Source organism: Sphaerisporangium sp. NPDC051011, assembly GCF_040653595.1.
In the GTDB taxonomy this organism is placed as follows: domain Bacteria; phylum Actinomycetota; class Actinomycetes; order Streptosporangiales; family Streptosporangiaceae; genus Sphaerisporangium.
In genome coordinates this window covers 33,352-56,794 of the sequence record NZ_JBFAGG010000016.1, presented here as the reverse complement: position 1 = coordinate 56,794, position 23,443 = coordinate 33,352, and the positions used below count along the sequence as shown (strand labels likewise).

Below are 23,443 nucleotides of genomic sequence, written 5' to 3'. Positions count from 1 at the left end.
CGAAGCGACTCCGCCGACCGGCCCGGCCGTCGTCACACCACGCCGGGGAAGACGGGAGTGCCCGGCCCGGGGCCGCGGAGGGCGGGCCCGGACACCCCGGTGACGTGCGGCCCGGGCGGGACACGCACCCGGAAGCGTGTCCCGCGCCGTTCCCGATCGGGGGATTCCCGATCACCGCCGACCGCGGAGGATGTCCGCGCCCGGCGGCAGCCATGTGATCAAGAACACGGGCTGCTCGTTGATCACGAAGAGTTCGATCGTTGATATACGGAGCCGGCGGGGCGCCCAGCGCTCCGGCTGCTGTGTCGCCACAGGCCGGAGCGCTCCGCACCGGACGCCCCGCCGACCCCGAAGAGCCGCGGTGGGACACGGGCGGACGAGGTGACTGCGCTGCACCGCGTCCGCCTCGTGCCTATTCGCTCACCGCGGCCAGCACTTGGGCGACCTTGGTCGCCGCGCCCGCCGGGTCGTCGGCCGTGTGCATGCGCTCGCCCCACGACCACCAGAAGTATGCGGGGGCCGCCTGCGCGCGGCAGGTGACGTTCTCGGCCAGACTCGTGGCGTTCGGATTGATCACGCGGACGAACGCCCGTCCCGACTGTGTGTGCACCACCCTGGCGAGCAGCCCGCGAGCGTCGAGCTCATCGGCCAGTCGTTCCAGGTGCTGGAAGCTGTCGTCCACTCGGAGCCTTCCCTCGTCTCCGGCGATTTCCGGGGGGTTAATCCCCTGGTGAATCGCGGCTGGTTGGCCAAATCTGACTCACCCGGGCCGATGGGTCAACGAAGCTTCACGGGCGGTCGGGTGCTCGGTTATTTCAAGTGGGTTGAAAGAACACGCCCGGCGGGGGACGATCCTATGCCAGCAGCTTCTATCGTCCTTTCACGGCTGGTCATAACTGGTCCATCATTCTCAATAGACGCAGCGTAACCCGGGCGTGATGCTGCGTCATCGTAGGTGATGAACCGGTCGGCGACGTGGCCAGCATGAGCGGCTGGCCGCAAGGGAGGGGCCGGGATGTCCGGCAGACAGCACAAGGAAACGGAGTTGGCCCGGCGAACCCGGGCGCGAGGCCTGGCGGCCGGGCGTAGTTCCGCCCGAATCGCCGAGGAGATTTATGAAGAGTGCTCCCCTCATTTCGGGACAACTCGAATCAAATCACACCGCCTCGCTCATGGGGTCGCCCTTGCCGACGTGATCGAACAGGTGCGTGCTCTGTTCGAACGCGACGGCAAACCGGTACCCGGCATAGGGGAAACGCTTCTCAGTGCATACGAAAGCGGGTTGAAACGCCCTGGCCCCGAGTACCTCCACTATCTGTGTTCCGTCTACCGGGTCGAGCCGGCCGCCCTCGGCTACGACGGCCCGTGCATCTGTGGCCACGGCCATCGCATGCCCGGCATCGTGCGGGGCGGCCTCAAGGAGGTCAAACCCGAGAGTTCCCCCGAATCGCGCGAGCTGTGGGTCAAGCCGCTCAGCGACTCCACCGCAGACGGGGGTGAGGAGGACGAGAACGTGTTACGTAGGACGCTGCTGGCGATGATCGCGGGCACCGCGGTGCCGCTGAACGACTCCGTGCTCGGCGCGGCCGACAACATCCGCAGGCGCATGGACGAGACCCTGGTGTCGACCACCGTGTCCCCCGCCATGCTCGATCACTGGGAAGAGGCGGCGACCTCTTTCGGCCGGCAGTACATGAACACCCCACCGTTGCAGCAGCTCTGCGACGTGCTCCTTGAGTTCAGCACGGTCCGGCAGGCGATGGAGCGCCACCAGCCGATCGACCTCCAGGAGCGCCTCTGCGCGCTGGCCGCCCGCCTCTCGGGCCTGGCCGGCATCATCATGATCGACCTCGGCGACCAGCGCCTCGCCCGGTCGTTCTTCCGCACCTCGCGCGCCGCCGCGGACGAGACCGGGGACCGCGCGCTGCGGGCCTGGGTCACCGCGCGCGAGGCCCTGGTGCCCCTCTTCTACGGAGATCCACGCGAGGCCCTCAACCTCGCCAAGAAGAGCCGCGACCTCGCCGGGCAGACCCCGTGCGCGGCCAAGGCCATGGCCCCCGTCGTGGAGGCCAGGGCACTGTCGATGCTCGCCAACGCGGGAGGCAAGAAGGAAGTCGTCGACCAGGCCAAGCGTGCGCTGGCCCGCGCCAGGGCCGCGTTCGCCCAGATGAGCCCCGCCCAGCAGGAGGACACCGTCTTCGGCTACACCGAGCGCCAGCTCTACTTCCACCAGGGCGACGCTCTGACCCGGCTCGGGCAGACGGTCGAGGCCGACCTGATCCTGGAGCAGGCGCTGGAGAAGTACGACGGCGACCTGCTCGACCAGACGCTCATCAGATTCGACCAGGCGCAGTGCAGGCTGCTCGAAGGCGACGGCCACGAGGCGCTGCGGCTCGGGAGGGACGCGGTGGGCCGGGTCGGCGACGGCTTCCGGACGGACATCATCGTGCGCCGGGCCGCGGACCTCGCCAAGGCGATCCAGGTCAAATGTGGCGACAACATCGAAGGGCTCCAGGACTTCATCGAGCACCTCGCGACGATGGGCCCGGCGCCCGAGACACCGGCGGAGCCCGCTGTATGACGCTTGTGCTCAGGCGGTATCGCTGGTCGGATCGGGAAGCCGTCTGGGACCTGCACCGCACCTGTCTCGCCCAGGTCGGCATCACCATGGGAGACGGGGTCTACTACGACGATGACATCCCGCGCATCAACGAGGTCTACCTGGCCGACCGGGGCGAGTTCCTGGTCGGCCAGGTGGAGGGCGCCGGCATCGTGGCCATGGGCGGCCTGCGGCGCGTCGACGACGACTGCGCCGAGCTGTGCCGCCTGCGGGTCCGTCCGGACTTCCAGCGGCGCGGGTTCGGCACGCTCGTCATCGACGCGCTGGAGGAGGCCGCGCGGCGGCTCGGCTACAGCAGGCTGCGCGGGGACACGACGCTGCGGCAGGGCGCGGCGCTGGAGCTCTACCGGAAGTACGGCTGGCGGGAAGTCCGCCGGGAGGACAGGGGAGGACTTGTCGTTGTTTACGGTGAGAAGCCGCTGACGCCGCAGCCTTCATCGCAACTTACCCACTAGGCGCATATATATCGTATTTCGGTCCAAGACACTGCCTATACTTGCGGATTTATCGATTTGTCCGATAATTAGGTCTTTGTAGTGAAGACCCGAGGAGAGGGCATCCGATGAAGAAGATCGTCGTCCGCAAACCTGGCATGGTCCATCTCACCGGCAGCGCGAGTGCGATCCACAAGGGGTGACCGGCCGACCTGGCCACCTCTGGATCCACGGGAGGCGCTCGCGCGACCGCCTGATCGTGCTCGACCGGCTCGGCCTTCCATGGTGGCCGATCCCGGTGGTCGACGCCCACCGGCGCCTCCGAGGGCCGTACACCTTCGGGGGAGCGCTGCTCCATGCCTTGGTGCCGGCCGCGCTTGAGCGCGCCCCTGGTGTCGTGGTGGACCACGACATCGAGATCCGAGCGGCGGCACCCGATCTGCGGGACCGGGTGCCCGCCCGCCGTTCCCCTCTCTACACCCGCCTGCCCGACGAGGAGCGCATCCTCGTGCCGGCCCCGCGCCGCACGCTGCGGATCGCGAATGGAATCGCGGAATTCGTCCGCGACTGCGGGGTGAAGGTGCCGGCCATCGTGGCCGAGAACGCCGACGAGGTGGACGAGACCGACCGCGAACTTCTGTGCACCCTGATGCGCCGATTCGACCCTACTCAGTTGACAATTGTGGTGTGTTCGAGTAAAGCGCCACAGGATTGGTTTACCGGGCACGCGATAAAAGCGGATTTATCGGCTATGGAAGATCCCCAGGATCTTGCCGCCCGTTATGTCGCCGCCGACGGCACGCTGGACGACCCCCGGGCGCCCGCCGCCTACCACGCCCTGCCCCCCGCCGAGCGCGCCCGCCTGCACGATCGGCGCGCCGCCGCGCTCGCCGCCACCGGCGAGCGCCGCCACGCCCTCGGCGCCATCCCCTACCACCGCGAGAACGGGAGCGATCCGTCAGGCGCGGGCGTGGAGGCGCTGTGGGCCGCCCTGGACCACTGCCTGGGCGAGGGCTTCCTGGACGCCGCCGCCGACTTCGGGCTGCGAGGCATGGCCCTGGCCGAGCCCGCGGCGGGCCGGTGGTGGAACCTGCTCCAGGGCACGGCGACCGCGCTCGCCGGCACCGGCCGCAGGGACGAGGCGCGCGCCCTGTACGAGCGGGCCCGCCGCGCCAGCCTGGACCCCGAGGTGCACTCGGCGGCGGCCTACGGCGCCGCCATGCTGGATGCCCGCCACCCCGACCCCGCCCGCCGCGACCTCGGCCGCGCCCAGGGCTGGATCAACGAGGCCATCGCGATCTCCACCCTGCTGCCCGACCGCGCCGTCCGCGCCTTCAAGCTGGGCTTCGACCTCAACGGCAAGGCCCTCATCGAAATGCGCGCGGGCCGCGTGGACGCGGCGCTCACGCTGGTCGAGTCCGCCATCAAGCTCGCCGAGACCGATCTACCTCACGGGCGCCATCGTGTCCACCGAATGATCCTGCACGCCAACCGGGCGCAGCTCCTCGGCGTGATGGGGCACCCCGAGGAGGCCCTGGCCGACCTCGACGCCGCAGTGGAGATGGACCCCGACTACCCCGACTACCACCTGGACCGCGGCAACCTGCTCTTCCAGATGGGCCGCGTCGAGGCCGCGCTCGCCGACTACGACGACGCCGTCCGGCTGAGCCCGCCCCTGCCCGAGGCGCACTACAACCGCGCCCAGCTCCTGCTCGCCGAGGGCGACCTCGCCGCGGCCAGGGCCGACCTCGACCGCGTGATCGAACTCGACCCCGGGTACCTCGACGCCTACATCAACCGCGCGGGGCTGCTGGCCCAGCTCGGCCTCGACGGGCCCGCCCGGGCCGACGTGGACGCGGGGCTCGCGCTCGCGCCGCGCAACCCGCACCTGCTGTGCGTCCTCGGTCAGCTCGAAACCGCGGCCGGGAGGTACGCGCGGGCGCGGGAGGCGTTCGACGGCGCCCTCGCGGGGGCGCCCGGCCTCGTCGCGGCCTGGGCCGGGCGGGCGGGCCTGCGGTACGAGACGGGGGACCCGGAGGGCGCGGCGGCGGACCTGACGCGCGCCCTGGAGCCGGGGGAGGACGCGGCGCTCTACTTCAACCGGGCCGTCGCGCTCGCGGACCTCGGCCGGCGGGACGCGGCCCTGGCCGACCTGCGCCGGGCGCACGAGCTCGACCCGGACGACCAGGACGTCCTCACCGCCCTTCGCGAGGCCGCGCCCAGCGGCGGCTGACGTCCCCCGCCGGGTGGCGTCCTCAGCGCCCTTCGTGAGGGCTCGCGCGGCGGCCGAGGTCGTCCAGCAGGGCGACGACCTCGGTGAGGGCCGGGGGCTCGACCGGATCGGGGAGGGCGGCGATCTCGGCCGGGGTGAACCAGCCGTGCCCGAGCAAGGTGTCCTGCTCCTCGCTGGTCAGCGTGGCGGGCGCCACCTGCGGGGACCCGCCGAAGCGGGCGAGGTAGAACGGCTCCACCTTGACGTAGTGGACGCCGAGCCAGTGGTAGTCGCGCTCGACCGGCACCGACACGTCGATCACCGCGTCGCCGGGCAGGCCGGTCTCCTCGGCGAGCTCCCGGCGCGCCGCCTCCAGCGGCGTCTCTCCCGGATCGATGCCACCCCCGGGCGGCTCCCAGAACACCCTGCCGGCGACGGTGTCCCGCCAGCGCAGCAGCAACACGCGCCCGTCCCCGTCCACGCACACCACCCGCGCGGCCGGCCGGTCACTGGGCTCGTCTGGCTCACTGAACTCAGCGGACTCACTGGACTCAGCGGACTCAGCGGACATGGTGAAGATTCAAGCAGATCGAGAAGATCATCGGCGGCCGGTCTACGCGCCCGGCCGTTCGGGACTGCCCGGCGTCTCGGGCGGCTCGGAGGGCCCGCCGGGCTCCGCGACGATGTCCGGCCAGGTATTGGCGTTGACGATCTCCCAGAACTCGTCCGGGGTCGTCTCCTTGGCACGCTGGGAGTGGGCTTCCAGCTCGGCGGCGATGGCGCGCTGTTCCTCGTAGGCGTCCTTCATCGCGTCGAGCCACCGCACCGGGTCTATTCCGGCGGCCTGGGCGGATCTGAGCGCCATGTCGGCGTACTGCTCCGGCGTCGCGTTGAACGTCCAGCCGGTGCGGGCGAGCAGTTGCTCGTCGGTCAGCTCGCCGCGCCGCCACGCGATCGTCTCGGCGAGATGTTCGGCGACGAAGACGGCGTTGACGTAGCCGGGAAGCATCGCCGCCAGCGCGACGGCCGCCCTCTTCTCACCCGGTGACAAGGTGTCCCACTTCAGCACCCGCCGGCTCCTCTCCGCTCCCTCGGGCGCCACTGTAACTCTCGTCCGGGCGCGCCGCGACGACCACTCCGGCCCGTCGTTCAAGGGCTTCCTCGCGAGGCTCACTCGGTCACGACCAGATCGGCCAGGTCGAGGTGCTGGGACAGCTCGGCCACGTCCGTGTAGTAGGCGACGTAGTCCTGGCCTCTGCGCACGCGCAGCCAGGGCTGGTTGCCGAGGACCAGGGCCTCGACCTCGAATCCTCTGCTGTCGACCCATTTCACGCATTAGAGGCTACGAAGCCCCAGGTCAACAGGGGGCAACAGATGCTGTGGATTTGTGCCTCAGTACCGTTGAGCGAGTGCAATGCGCCTTTTGCCGACCTCTGCCGGGGTCGTCCGCCCGGCGTGGCCCCCGCGTTCCGCAGTGGACGGCACCCGGGTCCCCGCCGGGCGGTAATCTGCCTCAGGCGCAGAGGAAAGGGTGAGACGCCGGTGGGCTCCGAATATGTACTGACCTTGTCCTGTCCGGACAAGCCGGGCGTGGTGGCGGCGGTCTCCGGGCTGCTGGCCGCGCGCCAGTGCAACATCACCGAGAGCCAGCAGTTCGGCGACCCGGTGGCCGGGCGCTTCTTCATGCGCGTGCAGTTCACCTCCTCGCTGCCCGAGGACGAGCTGCGCACGGCCTTCGCCGCGCTCGTCCCCGAGATCGCCATGGAGTTCCGCCTGCACGACCTCGGGGTCAAGCCCCGCGTGCTGGTGATGGTCAGCAAGCTCGGCCACTGCCTGAACGACCTGCTGTACCGCACGCGGTCGGGCCTGCTGGACATCGAGATCGTCGCCGTCGTCTCCAACCACCCCGACATGCGGCCGCTCACCCAGTCGTACGGCATCGACTACCACCACCTGCCGGTGGCACCGGAGACCAAGCCGCGCCAGGAGGCCGAGGTCCTCACGCTGGTCGACCACTACCGCGCCGACCTGGTCGTGCTGGCCCGCTACATGCAGGTGCTCTCGGCTGACCTGTGCGCCAAGCTCAGCGGCAGGGTGATCAACATCCACCACTCGTTCCTGCCGTCGTTCAAGGGCGCCAAGCCCTACCACCAGGCGTACTCGCGCGGGGTGAAGCTGATCGGCGCGACCGCGCACTACGTGACCGCGGACCTCGACGAGGGGCCGATCATCGAGCAGGAGGTCGCGCGGGTGGACCACACCCACTCGCCCGACGACCTCGCCGCGATGGGCCGGGACGTCGAGCGGCTCGCGCTCGCCCGGGCCGTCCGCTGGCACGCGGAACAGCGCGTGCTGCTGGACGGCCACAAGACGATCGTCTTCCCCCGCTGAGGGCGCTTGAGGGCGCCTAGGGGCGCCTGAGAGCGCCGCTCAGGCGGTGAGGCCGGTGTGCTGGGCCAGGAACGCGAGCTGGTCCGCCAGCAGCTCCACCGAGCGGCTCACCGCCCGCGCCCCGTGCCCGACCTCGGCCTCGTTGCGCAGCAGGATGGGCGGCCCGTCCGGCGCCTGGGCGTGCTGGAGTGCGGCGCACATCTTCCAGGCGTGCAGTGGGTGCACCCGGGTGTCGGAGCCGAAGACCATGAACAGCGTCGCCGGATACCGCACGCCCTCGCGGACGTGGTGGTAGGGCGAGTAGCCCCACAGCCAGGAGAACTCCTCGGGGACGTCCGCCGAGCCGTACTCGACGTTCCAGGTGGCGCCGAGGCCGAACTTCTCGTACCTGACCATGTCGAGCAGCGGCGCCGAGCAGGCCACCGCCGCGTACAGCTCGGGACGCTGGGTGAGGGCCGCGCCGACCAGCAGGCCGCCGTTGGAGCCGCCGGAGATCGCGAGCTGCCCCGGGGTGGTCACGCCCGTGGCGATCAGGTGCTCGGCCGCGGCGTGCAGGTCGTCGAAGACGTTCTGCTTGTGGGCGAGCATGCCGGCGCGGTGCCATTCCTCGCCCTGCTCGCCGCCGCCGCGCAGCTGTGCCACCGCGTAGACGCCCCCGGCCTCGACCCAGGCCAGGGTCGTGGCGGAGAAGCCCGGCGTCATCGGCAGGCCGAACCCGCCGTAGCCGTACAGGATGGTCGGGCGGGGGCCGGAGCCGGGCCGGGACACCACGATCATGTGGACCTCGGCGCCGTCGGCGGAGCGGTAGACGACCTGCTCGGTGGTGACCTCGGGAACCTCCACGGCGCCCGGAGAGGCCGCCCACAGCGTGGTCTCGCCGGTGCGGGCGTCGTAGCGCTGGATGCTCGGCGGGCTGGTGTGGTCGGTGTAGCCGAACCACGCCTCGTACCCGCCTTCGGGGCGCTCGGTGATGCCGCCGATCGAGCCCAGCCCGGGGGTCGGCACGTCGCCGATCTTCTCGCCGGTGGCCAGATCGTGCACGGAGATCTCGCTGATCGCGTGGCGCGTCCAGCCGACCAGCATGACCGGGCGCTCCAGGTCGTCGAGGATCGCGAAGTCGCTCAGCACCGCCTCGGGGTCCTCGGGGACGAGGTCGCGCCAGTTCTCGTGCTGCGGCCGGTCGGGCGAGGTCACGCACAGGCGGCCGCGGGGCGCGTCGCGGTCGCTGAAGACGTACAGCCGGCCGTCGCGGCCGAACAGGAGGCTGGTCTGCGCGTCCACGTTCTCCTGGACCGTCACGAACGCGGGCGTCTCCAGGGAGGACGCCGAGAGGTCGGCCACCCACAGGTCGTTGCGCGGAGCCGTGCCACGTGAGGCGGAGACGGTCAGCCAGCGGCCGTCCCTCGACACCGAGACGCCGTAGTAGTTGGTCTTCTCCAGGCCGTCGCCGAAGATCAGGACGTCCTGCTCGGTGGGCGTGCCGAGGCGGTGGAGGTAGACGCGGCGGTGGAACTGGCGCTCCGCCTCGGGGAGATCCTCCGGGGGCAGCCGCCGGACGTAGTAGAACGCCTCGCCGCCGGGGATCCAGGCGATCGGGGAGTAGCGGCAGCGGTCGATCGGCCCGTCCAGCCGCTCGCCGGTCGCGACGTCGATGACGTGCAGACGGGACTCCTCGTCGCCGCCCACCGAGATCTGGTACGCGAGCCGCCGCCCCTCCTTGTCCGGCTGCCAGGAGTCGATCGTGGTCAGGCCGGAGGGGTCCATCGCCATCGGGTCGAGCAGGATGTGCTCGACCTCGTCGGGGCCGACGGTGTAGAGCACGGCGTGCTCCTGGCCGGGCGTGCGGCGCATGAAGAAGCGCCGGTCGCCGCGCCACGCGGGGGCGCCGACCGTGCCCGAGCGCACGAGCTCGGTGATGCGGTCGCGGAAGGTGTCACGCCGGGGAGACGTGGCCGCCGCCTTGGCGAACAGATCACCCTGCGCGTCGAGCCACTCTTTGGCGGCGGGGCTCCCGGCGTCCTCCAGCCAGCGGTACGGGTCGGGCACCGGTGTGCCGTGGTAGTCGTCGACCACGGAGTCCCGGTGTGCGTTCGGGTACGGCACTCGCGTCATGTAGCGAGCTTATGGCACCCCCCTTACCGGTGGTGAGACATGGTTTTCCCAATCTCCGCACCGGTGGCCGATCCGGTGGATCGTCGCCGATCCAGAGTGATCTTTACCCAATAGGTTTGCTTACCAGGGCTAACCGGACATAAAACGGAAGGCGGGGTCTTGGAGACACGACCGTTAATTGGGGTGGCGGGAGAGTCGACCGAAAGGCCACACTTGCTGAAGGGCGGCGCCGTGGAACCCATCCGCTGGGCCGTCCGGCGGAGGTCCACGTGACGGAATCATCCGGGGCCCAAGACGACGGGCCGCAAGACGGGGTGCGCCGCGGCGCATCCCTTTCGACGACCTACATGGCACGAAGGGCCGGCTGATGCGCCAGGTCCTGCTGCTGAATGCCACCTTCGAGCCGCTGACCACCCTCAACCTGCACCGGGCCGTCATCCTGGTGATCAGGGAGAAGGCGGACGTCGTCCATCGTGACGGCCGGGGCGCCGTGCTGCGCTCCGCGTCGAAGACGGTCGACGTCCCCTCGGTCATCCGGTTGAGGAGATATGTCCGCATTCCCTACCGCTCGCGCATCCCGCTCACCCGGGCCGCGCTCATGCGCAGGGACGACTACCGGTGCGCCTACTGCGGCCTGCGCGCGGAGACCATCGACCACGTGCAGCCCCGCTCGCGGGGCGGTCTCCACACGTGGGAGAACTGCGTCGCCTCGTGCATGCAGTGCAACCACCGCAAGGCCGACCGCCTGCTGGAAGAGATCGGCTGGACGCTGCGCGTCGCGCCGGTCGTGCCGAGAGGCGTCCACTGGCGGCTCATCGGGGCCCAGCTCGACGGCGACCCGCAATGGGCGCCGTACCTCGAGGAGACGGCGGCCTGACGCGTGTCCCGCGGGGCCGGACCGCCATCCAGGCGCCGGCCCCGGGGGCCGATCGCGCAGTGTGTGTTCAGCGGGTGCCGCCGGCCTGTTCGTCGTACTCTGAGGGCATGCCGCGTTACGACTACCGCTGCCGCGCCTGCGGATCGACCTTCGAGCTCTCGCGCCCCATGTCCGCCGCGAGCGACACCGCCGTCTGCCCCGAGGGGCACGACGACACGGTGAAGCTGCTGTCGACGGTCGCCGTCACGGGCGGCGCCCAGGCCCCCCGCTCCGCCGGAGGTGGCGGGTGCTGCGGCGGAGGCTGCTGCGGCTGACGCCCGTCGCCTCTGAAGTCCGCCCACCGCGGTCCACGGAACGCCCCCGTCCGGGCAGCGAAGGACCCGGCCGCCGAGGTGCGCGGCCGGGCCGAGGGTGACCGGTCAGGCGGCCTTTCTCCGCTGGAATGGCAGGTAGCGCTCGGCGCGGTGGGGACGCGCGGGCACCAGCGTCGGCTCCACCGCGACGATGCGGTCGAACCGGAACGCCCGGATGCCCGCCGCCGAGCGGCACCAGCCCACGAGATACCAGTGGTCGCGGTGGACCAGGCAGGTGACCGGCTCGACGTCACGCGAGGTGACGCGGCCGCCGGCGTCGCGATAGTGCAGCCGTACGACCTGGCGGCCGGTCACCGCGCCGGCGATCGTGCGGGCGCGCCTCGCCAGGTCGGGAGGCAGGGGAGTGGTCAACGTGTCCAGCGTCTCGGCGATCACCTCGTCGTCGAGGTCGAGCTGTTCGAAAACCGAGCGCAGGCCCCGGCGGGCGGTCACCGCTTGGGGACCTTCACCCAGATGGGCCAAAGACAAGGCGAGGGCGGCGATTTCGGCGGTCGTCAGAAGGGGCGTGGTGACGTTTGCCATACCGCAAGACTACCGCCGGGCACCGACATTTTTCGAACACCCGATCCCGGAAACGCCATCTCGGAGGCGACTCTTCGTGACCTGCGGGTGACGATCACCTAACCCCCGGGAGGGTGCGGCCGCGAGGGCCGCACCCGGCGTCCGCAGATCAGCGGGAGAGCTGGGACAGGTCGCGCGAGGCGCCCGTGGAGGCCGAGGTCGTGAGCGCGGCGTAGGCCTGCAGGGCCGCGCTGACCGGGCGGGTGCGCTCGCGCGGGCGGTAGCCGCCGAGTTCGGCCGGCACGCGCTCGCGGCGCGCCGCCAGCTCGGCCTCGGAGACCTTCAGCTCGATGCTCCGCCCGGGGATGTCGATCTCGATCAGGTCGCCGTCCTCGACCAGGGCGATGACGCCGCCCTCGGCCGCCTCGGGCGAGGCGTGGCCGATGGATAGGCCGGACGTCCCGCCGGAGAACCGCCCGTCGGTGACGAGCGCGCACGCCTTGCCGAGCCCCTTGCCCTTCAGGAAGCTCGTCGGGTAGAGCATCTCCTGCATGCCGGGACCGCCCTTCGGCCCCTCGTAGCGGATCACCACGACATCGCCGGCGGACACCCGGTTGCCGAGGATGCCGTCGACCGCGTCCTCCTGCGACTCGAACACCACCGCCGGGCCGCTGAACTTCCAGATCGACTCGTCGACGCCCGCCGTCTTGACGATGGCGCCGTCGGGCGCGAGGTTGCCGTACAGGACCGCCAGGCCGCCGTCACGGGTATAGGCGTGGCCGAGGTCGCGGATGCAGCCCTCGGCGCGGTCCAGGTCCAGCGAGTCCCACCGGGCGCTCTGCGAGTAGGCCTTGACCGTCCGGACGTTGCCCGGCGCGGCGTGCCACAGCTCCAGCGCCTCGTCGGTCACGGTGGGCGACTGCGGGTCCCAGGCGGAGAGGTACTCGGTCAGGGAGGACGCGTGGATGCTGTGCGCGTCGCGGTGCAGCAGCCCCGCGCGGTCCAGCTCGCCCAGGATGCCCGGGACGCCGCCCGCCCGGTGGACGTCCTCGACGTGGTACTTCGCCGTGGCGGGCGCGACCTTGCACAGGCACGGCACCCGCAGGGAGAGCTCGTTGATCTCCTTCAGGCCGAAGTCGACGCCCGCCTCGCGGGCCGCGGCCAGCAGGTGGAGGATCGTGTTCGTCGAGCCGCCCATCGCGACGTCCAGCGCCATGGCGTTCTCGAAGGCGTCGCGGGTGGCGATGCTGCGCGGCAGCACCGACGCGTCGTCCTGCTCGTAGTAACGGCGGGTGATCTCGACGACCTGGCGCCCGGCCTTCTCGAACAGGGCCCTGCGGGCCGTATGGGTGGCGAGCGTGGTGCCGTTGCCCGGCAGGGCCAGGCCGATCGCCTCGGCGAGGCAGTTCATCGAGTTGGCGGTGAACATGCCGCTGCAGGACCCGCAGGTCGGGCAGGCGTTCTCCTCCATCTCCAGCAGGTCGGCGTCCGAGACGCTGTCGTCCGCGGCGGCGATCATGGGGTCGATCAGGTCGAGCTTGCGGCCCGGGGTCTTGCCGGCCTCCATGGGGCCGCCGGAGACGAAGACCGTCGGGATGTTGAGCCGGAACGCGGCCAGCAGCATGCCCGGGGTGATCTTGTCGCAGTTGGAGACGCAGACCAGCGCGTCGGCGCAGTGGGCGTTGACCATGTACTCGACCGCGTCGGCGATCAGCTCGCGGGAGGGCAGGGAGTAGAGCATGCCCCCGTGGCCCATGGCGATGCCGTCGTCGACGGCGATGGTGTTGAACTCGCGGGGGACGGCTCCGGCCTCGCGCACGCCCTGCGCGACCACGTCGGCCACCTCGCGCAGGTGGACGTGGCCGGGGACGAACTGGGTGAAGCTGTTGGCCACCGCGACGATCGGCTTGCCGAGGTCGCCGCCGGCTACGCCCGTGGCCCGGAGGAGGGCGCGGGCCCCCGCCATGTTCCTGCCATGAGTGACCGTACGAGACCTGAGGGCCGGCATGACCGTTCTCCCATCCGACGACTACTACCGCTGAGCCTTCACGCGGAAGGCTTCACGCTGAGTCTTCAAATGGTACGGCCAACGCCCGCCTGACGAGACCCGCGGTCCACGGGCTGGACACCGTGGCGGCGGAAATCCTTCGGGGCTCCCGGGGGCAGTGGTGGTACAGGTGACGGGAACCCCGAAGGCATTTGGGACGGTCAGCTCTCGGGATAGCGCGCCGGAAGGACCTGCTCGGCCGCGGCGTAGATGGCCTCGACCTCGTCCTCGGTGAGGGAACGTTCCCGGTTGGTGATCCACTTGCGCACGCGCGAGCCGTCGAAGACGTCCACCTCGCGGATGTTGAGGATCTTCCACGGGATGGCCGGGCCGTAGATCGCCAGGGACGGAACCACGGTGATCTCGCGCCCCAGCGCCTTGCCGATCAGCTCGCTCGCCTGGGACGCCTCCCAGCGGGCCTCGTCGAGGCGCGGTTTCTGGTTGAACGGGCCGTGGAACAGCTTGCGGTGGGACTGGACCCGGACCGGAAGCCGTTTGTCCCAATTCTCGGAGTCGACCGCGTAAACCCCGGTGGGCCCGACGACCAGATGGTCGACCTGGGCGTCGCTGTCGGGGAAGCCGCGGGCGTGCAGCGTGAGGTAGCCGTTGCGCTCGAGCTTCTTCAGCTGCGCCTCGGTGCGGCGCTCGGCCGCCGAGGCGCGCCGCCAGGGCCCGATCGTCGAGGTCGTGCGCGCGCGGTACACGGTGTCGGCGATCGCGGCGATGATCGCGGCGACCAGGCCGAGGCGCCAGCTCCACATGGGGATGCCCACGAGGAACGCCGCGCCGACGGCGATGAGGGCGCGCACCCGCAGATGCCGGTATTTGGGCTGCTGAAGCAGCGCCATGAGAGAGACGCGCTCGACGGGCGCGTAAGTCGCCTCGGGAGCCTGGGGCCGTGATTTCGGCTCCGAGGGGCGGTCACTCACCCAAATAGGTGATGTATTGTGACCGTCGTCAGGTTCTAGACCGGAATCCACGTAACTCACGGTAGTTGACGCTCAAGGGTGTGCCTAGTGTTGTCTAGTTCACATTTTTGTGGCCGCACGTTCCCGCATCGTAGGGCGAAAAGCCGGGTATCTAACCCTTTTCTCTCTAGATAACTCGTGGTCATAGGCCCTACTGTGCGAAAGCGTGGCGCACATACATGATCTCACAGCCCTGGAGCTGGCCGCGGCCGTACGCTCCAGAGAGCTGTCGCCGGTAGAGATCACCAAGCACTATCTGGAGCGTGTCGAGCGACTCGACCCCGAGGTCGGCGCCTTCGTCACGCCGGTCCCCGAGCGCGCGCTGGAGCAGGCGCGGGAGGCCGAGGAACTGGTGATGCGCGGCGGGGACCTCCCGCCGCTGCTCGGCGTCCCCGTCCCGATCAAGGACCTCAACCTCGTCAAGGACGTTCCCACCCTGTTCGGTTCCGCGACCTACGAGGGGTTCGTCGCGCCAGTGAGCGACAGCGTGGTCGACCGCCTGCGCGACGCCGGCACGATCATGCTGGGCAAGACCGCCACGCCGGAGTTCGGCCTTCCCTGCTACACCGAGACCGACGTCTCGCCCCCGTCCCGCACGCCGTGGGACCTGACCAGGTCGGCCGGCGGTTCGAGCGGCGGCGCCGCGGCGGCTGTCGCGGCCGGGCTCGCCCCCGCCGCGCACGGCAGCGACGGTGCCGGGTCGATCCGCATCCCCGCCTCGGTGTGCGGCCTGTTCGGCCTGAAGCCCACGCGGGGGCGCATCTCGTTCGCGCCGATCGTCCCGGACCTGGCCGGCCTGTCCACCAACGGCCCGATCACCCGCACGGTCGCCGACGCCGCCGCGCTGCTGGAGGCCATGGCGCACAACCAGCCCGGCGACCTGTACCACGCCCCGCCGTCCCCGGTCGGCTTCACCGAGGCGGTCACGCGCGAGCCGGGCCGGCTCAGGATCGGCCGGTACGCCACGGCCGTCGTGCCCGGCACCGAGGTCCACCCCGACGTCCTCGCCGCCTACGAGAGCGCCTCACGGCTGCTGGCCTCGCTCGGCCACGAGATCGTCGACATGCCCGCGCCGTTCGACGCCTCCATCGTGGGCGAGTTCGAGAAGCTGTGGTTCTGCTTCGCCTGCATGCACCCGGTGGATCCCTCGCTCGAACCGAAGCTGCGGCCCCTGACGCGGTGGCTGCGCGAGCGCGGGTTCGCCACCAGCGCCCCGGCCTTCCTGCAGGCGCAGGCGGCCCTGCAGACCGCCACCCGGTTCGCGTTCCTCGTCATGAACGAGTTCGACGCGGTGCTCACCCCCACCCTCACCCGGCCTCCCGTGCCGGTGGGCTGGTTCGAGGACGTCGAGGACCCGCAGGAGACGTTCGACCGCATGGAGCGCTTCGCGCCGTTCGCGGCGACGTACAACGTGAGCGGCCAGCCCGCCGTCAACCTGCCCCTGCACTGGACGGACGCCGGGTTGCCCATCGGTGTCATGCTGGCGGGACGCTTCGGGGACGAGGCCACGCTGATCTCGCTGTCGGCGCAGGTCGAGGCGGCTGTCGGCGGGTTCTGGGGGGAGCGGCGCCCCACCGTCTGGTGAGGCGGCCCGCTCCCGTCGCCCGGCTCACGCGTGGCGGCTGTGCGTCACGGGCGTCCTCAGCAGCCTGACCAACTCGCCCGCGACGTCCGCGAGCAGCGTCGCGGGCCGGATCGGCGTACCGGCCACCGCGCCGAACAGGCTCGGCAGTCCCGGCAGCGGGAAGCCGTCGTCCCGGGTCGCGCGGTGGCCCACGCCGTTCTTGTCCAGGTGGGCGCGGCTGCGCGCCCAGGCGTCCAGCACCTCCTCCGGCGAGGGCACCCCGAAGCCGTGGCCGACGGGCGCGGCGTGGCGCAGGCGCACCAGCGGGGTGTCGGCGAACGTCATCGCCACCTTGCACCGCAGGGCGAGGCTCTCGCGCTCGCCCTCGGGCACCCAGTCCATCGCCGTGCACGGATTGCGGCACCGGGCCACACAGGTCGCGAACGCCCCCGCGAGCTGGCTGTGCTGGCGGTCGAAGTACGCCCGCCAGCCCTCTGGCGGCTCGTGGGCGACCCGCAGCGTGCGCTCGGCGGCCGACTTCTCGGACTTGGTGTGGTCGCAGTCGCGGTCGCCGATCACGCCGAACCGGCTGCCCTCGGCGCGCAGCCCCTCCGGCCAGCGCGCCGGGTCGCCGGAGTGGCCGAGCACCGGCTCGAACGCCAGCAGCGGCAGGTACTCCCCGGCGATGTGCAGCGCGGCCATCATCGAGCTCAGCTCACGCCGCTCCCAGCGGATCCTGATGACCTCCAGCAGCAGCCCGTAGGCGGGCCTGAGCGAGGCGAGGGCCCCGCGCGGCTGTTCGCGGGGCGTCTGCGGCATGTGGCAGTCGCGGGCCCGCCGCCGCAGGTCCCCGCGCACGGCCTTGTGGTCGACCTCGGCGGCGAAATCCTCGGCGTCCAGCGTCAGCAGGCGCTGTCCGAACTCACACAGCGCGGGGATCAGCACGGCCTCGGGCACCACCTGCGGGGCCAGGGCGCCGAGGTCGGCGAACGCGTACCTGCGGGCCAGCTCGGTGAGAAGATCGAGGGGCGATTTCACCAAGACACCCTCTCACGCGACGGGTGACCTCCCCTCGGAGCGTTCTACCGCGATCCGGGCCAGGCCCACGAGCGCGTCGGGATGCGGCGGCCCCGCGGGGGAGTGCACGTGGATCGCGAAGGCGCCCCGCGCGGTCCGCGCCGAGACCACGCCGGGGTACAGCATGGCGGCTCGCCCCAGCCCGGGGACCGGCGTTCCGTTGGCCCGGCTGAGCAGGCCGCCGAGCACCATCAGGTAGCCGCCGCTCGTGCCCTCGGCGGTGTGGACGTCGACGGTGACGGGCGTGGGCCCGGTCGCCTCGTAGCGCCGCGAGCGCGCCCGCAGCCAGGACGGCAGGGGCAGCTCGCCGTCGGGGAACGCGCCGCCGGACCCGAAGTCCACGCCGAGCGCCAGCCGTAGGTCGGCGGGGGTGAGCAGTGAGGACGGGCCTCCCGGCGCGTCGTCGCCCGCCTCCTGGGCCGGCTCGGCGCGGGAGCGGCCGAACACGGGGATCTCGCCGACGTTCTCAGGGGCCTCCAGCAGGTGCTCGCCGGTGTCGTCGTATGAGGCGGGCTCACGGTGCCGCGACCTGCCGACGACCTCGACCGACTCGACCCAGCCGAGCCTGCGGTAGACGCGGGCCTTCACGAGGTCGCCCTCGGTGAGCGGCTGATACACGTCGGCCGTGAGGCCGTACGCCCGTACGTCCCGCGCGCGGCCGTCGTCCAGCGCGATCCAGTAGGTGTAGCGCGGGCTGTCGTCGTCACCGGTCTTGAAGGCGCGCAGCCGGACGATCTGCCCCTCCACCTCGGCCTTGCCCGCGATGTCGGCGAGCGCCAGGACGATCGGCGTGCCGCCCACGAGGGCCGCGCCAAGGAGGGCCACCGGCACGGGCAGCGACCCCGGCCAGCCGATCAGGGCCTGGGCGGCGATGCCGATGAACCACAGCCAGAACCCGGTGAAGAACGCGGCGGCCAGGCCGCGCAGCACGGCCTGTCCCGGCGGGCGTCCCCGGAGGGTCCGCCGGGGATAGGTCACGTTGACGACGTGCCACATGCCGCCGTAGTCGGACCAGGCCCGCCGGTCGTCGGCGGGACGGCCGACAGGCAGGCTGTTCACCGCGCGCCCCGCGAGCCCCAGGGCGGCGGCGTACGCCAGGTGCCGCCCCCAGATGGTGACGGCCGCGGCGGGCTGCTCGGCGAACCCGCGGCCCGCGGCCAGGTGCTCGCGCACGCCCATCCAATACCCGGCCACCCGGGCGCCCTCGGCCGTCCCGCGCTCGCCGTTCAGCCGGTCCATCAGCATGCTCAGCAGGCCCATCGACACGATCGCCGCGCCGAGGCCGGCGCCGAAGCCGTCCTTCTCTGCGGTCGCGGCCACGGCGGCGCCGAACAGGATCGCGGGCACCGCCGCGGCGGCGGTGAGCACCACCACCTGGGACCGGTTCCAGCGCAGGCGCGACAGCCCCCGCTCGCGCGCCTCCGCGATGACCTTCTTGCGGAAGCTCTTCCACCACCGGCCGAGGTTGCGCGCGCCCTCGGCCAGCGCCCCGGTCGCCACCACGCCGTCGGTGGCCAGCGACCGCACGTGGTCGTGCACCAGCTTCTCGTACGGCCGCAGCGGGGTCTTCGGCTCGCGCAGCCGGACGAGGGACAGCTCCGGGCCGACCTCCTCGATCTCGACCGCGCCCCGGGCCGCGAGGTCGAGCAGCGTCGCCGCGACGGCCTCGTCGCAGAGCCGCCAGTTGCCGGTGATCAGGTCGACCAGGGCGGGGGACTCCTCGCGGAGCTCGCTCGTGGGCGGCCCCGGCGTGACGTCCGGGGAACGGGTGGCGAGGGCGAACATCGCCAGCAGCAGCAGCCAGAGCCCGGCGGCCACCGCCGCCGCGAGGAAGTAGACCATGGCCGCGGGGTTAGAAGCGGACCTGGACCGGGCCGCGCTCCTCGCCCGGGGCCTGGAAGTACTCGCGGGCCTGGAAGCCCGTCATGCCCGCCACCACGTTCGCCGGGACCGTCTGGATGCCGTTGTTGTAGGCGAGGACGGCGTCGTTGTAGTACTGCCGGGCGTAGGCGATGCGGTTCTCGCTGGTCGCGAGCTCCTCCTGGAGGGCCGCGAAGTTCGCGTTGGCCTTCAGGTCGGGGTAGGCCTCGGAGACCGCGAACAGGTTCTTCAGCGCTCCGGTGAGCATGTTCTCGGCGGAGGCCTGGTCACGCGGGCCCTGGGCCATGAGCGCCTGGTGCCGGGCGGCCACCACGGCCTCCAGCGTCCCGCGCTCGTGGGCGGCGTATCCCTTGACGGTCTCGACGAGGTTGGGGATCAGATCGTGACGACGCTTGAGCTGGACGTCGATCTGCGCCCAGGCGTTGTCCACCGCGCCGCGCTTCCTGACGAGGCCGTTGTAGGTCGAGACGAGGAGGAGGACGAGAAGGACGGCGAGGACTGCGACGACGGCTAGAGCGATCAAGGGGGGCCTCCCGGACGTGCGATTACAGCGCGCACAGTAGACCCGCGGTGGTCCGCTGTAAACGGCCGCTGTCGCGCTCAGGCTCCCATGTCACACCCGTTTGGTTGCAGCCCGCTTACAGGGCGCTGAAGTGCGCGGGGCGCGAGGCCGACCGGCCCGCCCGACGCTCAACCGGACTTGAGCGTCGGGTGGGCCTGGCTCGGAGAGGGACGCGTCCTGCGAGCGCCGTCCCGCACGTGGGCGGGACGGGCTCCGTGGAGGGTCAGCCGGCTGCGGCGTCCTTGGCGCGGGCGCGCAGGGCCCGGCTGATACTGTCGGCGCCCTCCAGCAGGAGACGGCGCAGCGCGTGCGGCGGCTCCTCGGCGGAGATGTAGTCCTGCGTGCGGGCGACCGTGGCGGGGTCGATCAGCAGCACGGGGTAGCACCCGATCGCGAAGCGCGACGCGGTGTCGAACGTCCACTCCTTGTAGATGCGGCCGACCTCGTCGAAGAACGGCTCGCCGTACGGCTGGAGCAGGTCGACGTGGTGCGGGTCCATGAATCCGACGATCGTCGAGCGCAGCACCGCGCCGCTCAGTGTGCCGCCGGTGATGGACGCCCAGGCCTCGGCCTTGGCCTCGGCGGTCGGGATCGCCGCCTGGCACAGGGCGGCCGAGCGCTCGCCTGTGGCCGTCGGGTCGCGCCGCAGCTCCTCGGCGATGTCCTCGGCGGAGTGGACTCCGCCGGAGACCAGGGCGTGGATCAGCGTCCAGCGCAGGTCGGCGTCGACGGTGAGCCCCTCCGGGACGTCGGTGCCGTCGAGGATCGCCTTGACGTAGGCCAGGTCGCCGGGCGAGGTGGCGCCGGTGGTGAACGCGTTGACGTAGGAGAGCTGGTGGTCGGATCCGGGCTCGGCCGAGGCGATCAGGCCGCGCAGCGCCGCCGACAGCTCGGCCATGCCGGTCTCGCGCCAGGCCGGGTCGGCGTACTGCTGGGCGGCGAGGCGCGCCTGGCGCAGGACGGTCTGCAGCACCGTGATGTCGGTGATCGAGTGGACTCCGGAGGTGACCAGCCGGACGTAGTCGCGCGTCGCCATCTCGGCGTCGCGCGTCATGTCCCAGGCCGCCGACCAGCACAGGGCGCGGGGCAGGGACTCGGAGAAGGCCGCGATGCCGCCGTCGACCAGCGTGCGCAGCGACCGATCGTCCAGGCGGATCTTGGCGTACGTCAGGTCGTCGTCGTTGATCAGGACGAGGTCGGGCTGCGCCTCGCCGATGAGCTCCTTCACAGGAGTGCGGGCGCCGACCACGTCGAGCTCGACCCGCTTGACGCGCACCAGGGCGTCGCCGTCTCGGGAGTACAGACCGATGGCGACGCGGTGGGAACGCAGCGTCGGGTAGTCGGCCGGGGCCTCCTGGAGCACCTCGAAGTTGAGGAACCTGCCCTCGGGGTCGACCGTGAAGGACGGGCGCAGCGTGTTGACCCAGGCGGTCTCCAGCCATTCCTTGGACCAGGAGGACAGGTCGCGGCCCGAGGTGCGCTCCAGGGCGGACAGCAGGTCCTTCAGCTCGGTGTTGCCCCAGGCGTGCTCGCCGAAGTAGTCGCGCACGCCCGCCAGGAAGTTGTCCAGCCCGACATAGGCGACGAGCTGCTTGAGCACCGCGGCGCCCTTGGCGTAGGTGATGCCGTCGAAGTTGACCTCGACGGCCTGCATGTCGGGGATGTCCGCGGCGATGGGGTGGGTGGAGGGGAGCTGGTCCTGACGGTAGGCCCACGACTTCTCGACGTTGGCGAACGTCGTCCAGGACCCCTGGCCCCAGCGGGTGGCCTCGGCCTGGCACAGCACCGACATGTAGGTGGCGAAGGACTCGTTCAGCCACAGGTCGTCCCACCAGCGCATGGTGACCAGGTCGCCGAACCACATGTGCGCCATCTCGTGCAGGATCGTCTCGGCGCGGCGCTCCACCATCGCGTCGGTGACGCGGGAGCGGAAGATGTAGTCCTCCAGGAAGGTGACCGCGCCGGCGTTCTCCATCGCGCCCGCGTTGAACTCGGGGACGAAGATCTGGTCGTACTTGCCGAAGGCGTAGCGCAGGCCGAAGACGCGGTGGAAGAAGTCGAAGCCCTGCTTGGTGACCTCGAGCACGTTGTCGGCGTCGAGGTGCTCGGCGAGGGAGGCGCGGCAGTAGACACCGAGCGGGATGCCGTCGTGCTCGGCGCGGACCACGGAGTAGGGCCCGGCGATCAGCGCGGTGATGTAGGTGGACATCACCGGGGTGGACGGGAAGTGCCAGCGCTTGGCGGTCCGCAGCGTGCCGTGGCGGCCGCGGTGCTCCTCGAGGTCCTCGACGGAGTCGGGGGCGGCGTTGGAGATGACCTCCCAGTCGGCCGGGGCGAGCACGGCGAGCTCGAACGTCGCCTTCAGGTCGGGCTGGTCGAAGCAGGCGTACATGCGGTGGGCGTCGGCCGTCTCGAACTGCGAGTGCAGGTACACCTTCTGGTCGACGGGGTCGACGAAGCGGTGGAGGCCCTCGCCGGTGCGCATGTAGGTGCAGTCGGCGTCGACGCGCAGCTCGTTCTCGGCCGCGAGCGCGGGCAGGGGCAGACGGCCGGTCTCGGCGTCGTACGTGGCGACGTCGAGGTCGGCGCCGTTGAGGACGGCCGAGCGGAGCTTGGCGCCTGCCAGTTCGATGAAGGAGGCCGCGCCGGGGTCGGTGCAGGAGAAGCGGACCGATGTGATGCTTTCGAACCGTTCGTCACCTTCGGTGAGGTCGAGTTCGACCGAGTAGGACTCGACCTTCAGCAGTCGGGCTCGCTCCCGGGCTTCGTCACGGGTCAGGTTGCCTGCCACATCCGCTCCTCATCACAATCTCCCCCGCCCCTTCGCGAGAGGAATGCATGAATCCTGCCACGTCGGTCGCCGGAATGCCGCACCGGAAGCGCTCCTTCCCCCGCCGGTGAAGGGGCTTACGCTCGCCGCGAAGCGCCGGGCAAGAGGGGCCGCGCGAACGGCCGAAGTTGGAAAAGTCAGGATTTAGTGAAGGACTTCGGACCCTGCACGCCAAGACCGTGACGGCGGTTACGCATGGTGACGACGGCGCCGGTGATGATCGGCTTCAATTCCCTACCGGATTCGGGGGAATATAAGCCGGGGCGGCGGAGGTTGTGGCTGCGAGCTACTGGAATCACGAGCAGGAAGACGGCCATGACTGAACGAACCCCGGTGGACTTCTGGTTCGACCCCATCTGCCCATGGGCCTGGATGACGTCTCGCTGGCTCCACGAAGTCGCCGCCGTGCGGCCGGTCGAGCCGCGGTGGCACATCATGAGCCTCGCCGTGCTGAACGAGGACAAGGACATCTCCGAGGAATACCGCCTGATCCTCAAGCACGCCATCAAGCCCGTCCGCGTCCTGCAGGCCGCCGCCGAGAAGTACGGCGAGGACGTCCTCGGCACGCTCTACACCGAGCTCGGCACCCGCATCCACAACCAGGGCCGCCTCAAGAGCGTCGACATGGGCGACGACGCGGGTGCGGCCTCCGCCGTCTTCCGCGAGGTCGTCGCCGAGGCGCTGGAGGCCGCGGGCCTCGACCCGAGCCTCGTCGACGCCGCCGACGTCACCGACCACGACGAGGCCATCCGCCGGTCGCACGCGAAGGGCATCGACCTCGTCGGCGAGGAGGTCGGCACGCCGGTCATCGCCGTCGGCGACGTGGCCTTCTTCGGCCCGGTCGTCTCCCCGGCCCCGAAGGGAGAGGACGCGGCCAAGCTCTGGGACGGCGTGCTCCTGGTCGCCCGCACCGACGGCTTCTTCGAGCTGAAGCGCTCGCGCACCCGCTCTCCGATCTTCGACTGATCACGGAACGCGTACGGGGCGCCGCCG

The 23,443-nt window shown here is 71.0% G+C and carries 20 protein-coding genes; 8 read left to right on the top strand and 12 right to left on the bottom strand.

The window, feature by feature from the left end:
• Nucleotides 1-412: 412 nt before the first annotated feature.
• Entirely contained in the window at nt 413-682 is a 270-nt protein-coding gene (locus tag AB0H21_RS31385) for a hypothetical protein (protein ID WP_358523849.1), read from the bottom strand.
• A 600-nt stretch (nt 683-1,282) separates the two neighbouring features.
• Between AB0H21_RS31385 and AB0H21_RS31380 the strand changes: the two genes are divergently transcribed.
• The 3 genes from AB0H21_RS31380 (at nt 1,283) to AB0H21_RS31370 (ending at nt 5,287) form a co-directional block, all read left to right on the top strand.
• Nucleotides 1,283-2,581, top strand: a complete 1,299-nt coding sequence (locus AB0H21_RS31380; RefSeq protein WP_358523846.1) for an XRE family transcriptional regulator — start codon at nt 1,283-1,285, stop codon at nt 2,579-2,581.
• Entirely contained in the window at nt 2,578-3,075 is a 498-nt protein-coding gene (locus tag AB0H21_RS31375) for a GNAT family N-acetyltransferase (RefSeq protein WP_358523843.1), read from the top strand. Before AB0H21_RS31380 ends, AB0H21_RS31375 begins: the two co-directional genes overlap by 4 nt.
• Nucleotides 3,076-3,253: 178 nt before the next feature.
• Nucleotides 3,254-5,287, top strand: coding sequence for a tetratricopeptide repeat protein (locus AB0H21_RS31370; protein WP_358523841.1), 2,034 nt, complete (start codon nt 3,254-3,256; stop codon nt 5,285-5,287).
• Between the two features lie 22 nt (nt 5,288-5,309).
• Here the strand turns inward: AB0H21_RS31370 and AB0H21_RS31365 are convergent, their stop codons facing one another.
• From AB0H21_RS31365 to AB0H21_RS31355, 3 genes are all read right to left on the bottom strand, one after another.
• Nucleotides 5,310-5,837: an NUDIX domain-containing protein gene (locus AB0H21_RS31365; RefSeq protein WP_358523839.1), complete on the bottom strand. Its 528-nt coding sequence runs from the start codon at nt 5,835-5,837 to the stop codon at nt 5,310-5,312.
• A 42-nt stretch (nt 5,838-5,879) separates the two neighbouring features.
• The gene (locus AB0H21_RS31360) at nt 5,880-6,335 is read right to left on the bottom strand and encodes a hypothetical protein (RefSeq protein WP_358523836.1); all 456 of its coding nucleotides are present in this window, start codon (nt 6,333-6,335) and stop codon (nt 5,880-5,882) included.
• 101 nt (nt 6,336-6,436) lie between these two features.
• Nucleotides 6,437-6,598, bottom strand: coding sequence for a hypothetical protein (locus AB0H21_RS31355; protein ID WP_358523834.1), 162 nt, complete (start codon nt 6,596-6,598; stop codon nt 6,437-6,439).
• Between the two features lie 210 nt (nt 6,599-6,808).
• Here AB0H21_RS31355 and purU point away from each other — a divergent pair, with 210 nt between their 5' ends.
• Nucleotides 6,809-7,657, top strand: a complete 849-nt coding sequence (gene purU / locus AB0H21_RS31350) for a formyltetrahydrofolate deformylase (RefSeq protein WP_358523831.1) — start codon at nt 6,809-6,811, stop codon at nt 7,655-7,657.
• Between the two features lie 39 nt (nt 7,658-7,696).
• Here purU and AB0H21_RS31345 read toward each other — a convergent pair whose 3' ends face one another.
• The gene (locus AB0H21_RS31345; RefSeq protein WP_358523828.1) at nt 7,697-9,769 is read right to left on the bottom strand and encodes a prolyl oligopeptidase family serine peptidase; all 2,073 of its coding nucleotides are present in this window, start codon (nt 9,767-9,769) and stop codon (nt 7,697-7,699) included.
• Between the two features lie 367 nt (nt 9,770-10,136).
• On the opposite strand from AB0H21_RS31345, the gene AB0H21_RS31340 reads away from it, so the two are divergent.
• Nucleotides 10,137-10,646, top strand: coding sequence for an HNH endonuclease (locus AB0H21_RS31340; RefSeq protein WP_358523825.1), 510 nt, complete (start codon nt 10,137-10,139; stop codon nt 10,644-10,646).
• A gap of 107 nt (nt 10,647-10,753) precedes the next feature.
• Nucleotides 10,754-10,960: a zinc ribbon domain-containing protein gene (locus AB0H21_RS31335; protein ID WP_358523822.1), complete on the top strand. Its 207-nt coding sequence runs from the start codon at nt 10,754-10,756 to the stop codon at nt 10,958-10,960.
• 105 nt (nt 10,961-11,065) lie between these two features.
• Here the strand turns inward: AB0H21_RS31335 and AB0H21_RS31330 are convergent, their stop codons facing one another.
• The 3 genes from AB0H21_RS31330 to AB0H21_RS31320 form a co-directional block, all read right to left on the bottom strand.
• Entirely contained in the window at nt 11,066-11,542 is a 477-nt protein-coding gene (locus AB0H21_RS31330; RefSeq protein ID WP_358523820.1) for a WYL domain-containing protein, read from the bottom strand.
• A 148-nt stretch (nt 11,543-11,690) separates the two neighbouring features.
• A complete protein-coding gene (gene ilvD / locus AB0H21_RS31325; protein ID WP_358523817.1) occupies nt 11,691-13,529 on the bottom strand; it encodes a dihydroxy-acid dehydratase in 1,839 nt (612 codons plus the stop codon).
• Between the two features lie 200 nt (nt 13,530-13,729).
• Nucleotides 13,730-14,497, bottom strand: a complete 768-nt coding sequence (locus AB0H21_RS31320) for a nuclease-related domain-containing protein (protein ID WP_358523814.1) — start codon at nt 14,495-14,497, stop codon at nt 13,730-13,732.
• Nucleotides 14,498-14,702: 205 nt separating this feature from the next.
• Between AB0H21_RS31320 and AB0H21_RS31315 the strand changes: the two genes are divergently transcribed.
• The gene (locus AB0H21_RS31315) at nt 14,703-16,121 is read left to right on the top strand and encodes an amidase (protein ID WP_358523811.1); all 1,419 of its coding nucleotides are present in this window, start codon (nt 14,703-14,705) and stop codon (nt 16,119-16,121) included.
• 24 nt (nt 16,122-16,145) lie between these two features.
• Here the strand turns inward: AB0H21_RS31315 and AB0H21_RS31310 are convergent, their stop codons facing one another.
• The 4 genes from AB0H21_RS31310 to pepN all read right to left on the bottom strand — a co-directional run bounded on the left by AB0H21_RS31310 (nt 16,146) and on the right by pepN (nt 22,411).
• Nucleotides 16,146-17,138, bottom strand: a complete 993-nt coding sequence (locus tag AB0H21_RS31310; RefSeq protein ID WP_358523809.1) for a hypothetical protein — start codon at nt 17,136-17,138, stop codon at nt 16,146-16,148.
• 12 nt (nt 17,139-17,150) lie between these two features.
• Complete coding sequence (locus AB0H21_RS31305) at nt 17,151-19,019, bottom strand: hypothetical protein (protein ID WP_358523807.1); 1,869 nt, start codon at nt 19,017-19,019, stop codon at nt 17,151-17,153.
• Nucleotides 19,020-19,029: 10 nt separating this feature from the next.
• A complete protein-coding gene (locus AB0H21_RS31300) occupies nt 19,030-19,581 on the bottom strand; it encodes a LemA family protein (protein WP_358523804.1) in 552 nt (183 codons plus the stop codon).
• 262 nt (nt 19,582-19,843) lie between these two features.
• Nucleotides 19,844-22,411: an aminopeptidase N gene (gene pepN, locus AB0H21_RS31295; protein ID WP_358523802.1), complete on the bottom strand. Its 2,568-nt coding sequence runs from the start codon at nt 22,409-22,411 to the stop codon at nt 19,844-19,846.
• 354 nt (nt 22,412-22,765) lie between these two features.
• On the opposite strand from pepN, the gene AB0H21_RS31290 reads away from it, so the two are divergent.
• The gene (locus AB0H21_RS31290; protein WP_358523799.1) at nt 22,766-23,416 is read left to right on the top strand and encodes a disulfide bond formation protein DsbA; all 651 of its coding nucleotides are present in this window, start codon (nt 22,766-22,768) and stop codon (nt 23,414-23,416) included.
• Nucleotides 23,417-23,443: the final 27 nt, after the last annotated feature.

What these genes read in the sequence shown, in the direction of transcription:
- AB0H21_RS31375 (WP_358523843.1), top strand. Translation starts at nt 2,578, where the DNA reads ATGACGCTTGTGCTCAGGCGGTATCGCTGGTCGGATCGGGAAGCCGTC.
- AB0H21_RS31365 (WP_358523839.1), bottom strand. Translation starts at nt 5,837, where the DNA reads ATGTCCGCTGAGTCCGCTGAGTCCAGTGAGTCCGCTGAGTTCAGTGAG.
- AB0H21_RS31345 (WP_358523828.1), bottom strand. Translation starts at nt 9,769, where the DNA reads ATGACGCGAGTGCCGTACCCGAACGCACACCGGGACTCCGTGGTCGAC.
- AB0H21_RS31340 (WP_358523825.1), top strand. Translation starts at nt 10,137, where the DNA reads ATGCGCCAGGTCCTGCTGCTGAATGCCACCTTCGAGCCGCTGACCACC.
- AB0H21_RS31335 (WP_358523822.1), top strand. Translation starts at nt 10,754, where the DNA reads ATGCCGCGTTACGACTACCGCTGCCGCGCCTGCGGATCGACCTTCGAG.
- AB0H21_RS31330 (WP_358523820.1), bottom strand. Translation starts at nt 11,542, where the DNA reads ATGGCAAACGTCACCACGCCCCTTCTGACGACCGCCGAAATCGCCGCC.
- ilvD (WP_358523817.1), bottom strand. Translation starts at nt 13,529, where the DNA reads ATGCCGGCCCTCAGGTCTCGTACGGTCACTCATGGCAGGAACATGGCG.
- AB0H21_RS31305 (WP_358523807.1), bottom strand. Translation starts at nt 19,019, where the DNA reads ATGGTCTACTTCCTCGCGGCGGCGGTGGCCGCCGGGCTCTGGCTGCTG.
- AB0H21_RS31290 (WP_358523799.1), top strand. Translation starts at nt 22,766, where the DNA reads ATGACTGAACGAACCCCGGTGGACTTCTGGTTCGACCCCATCTGCCCA.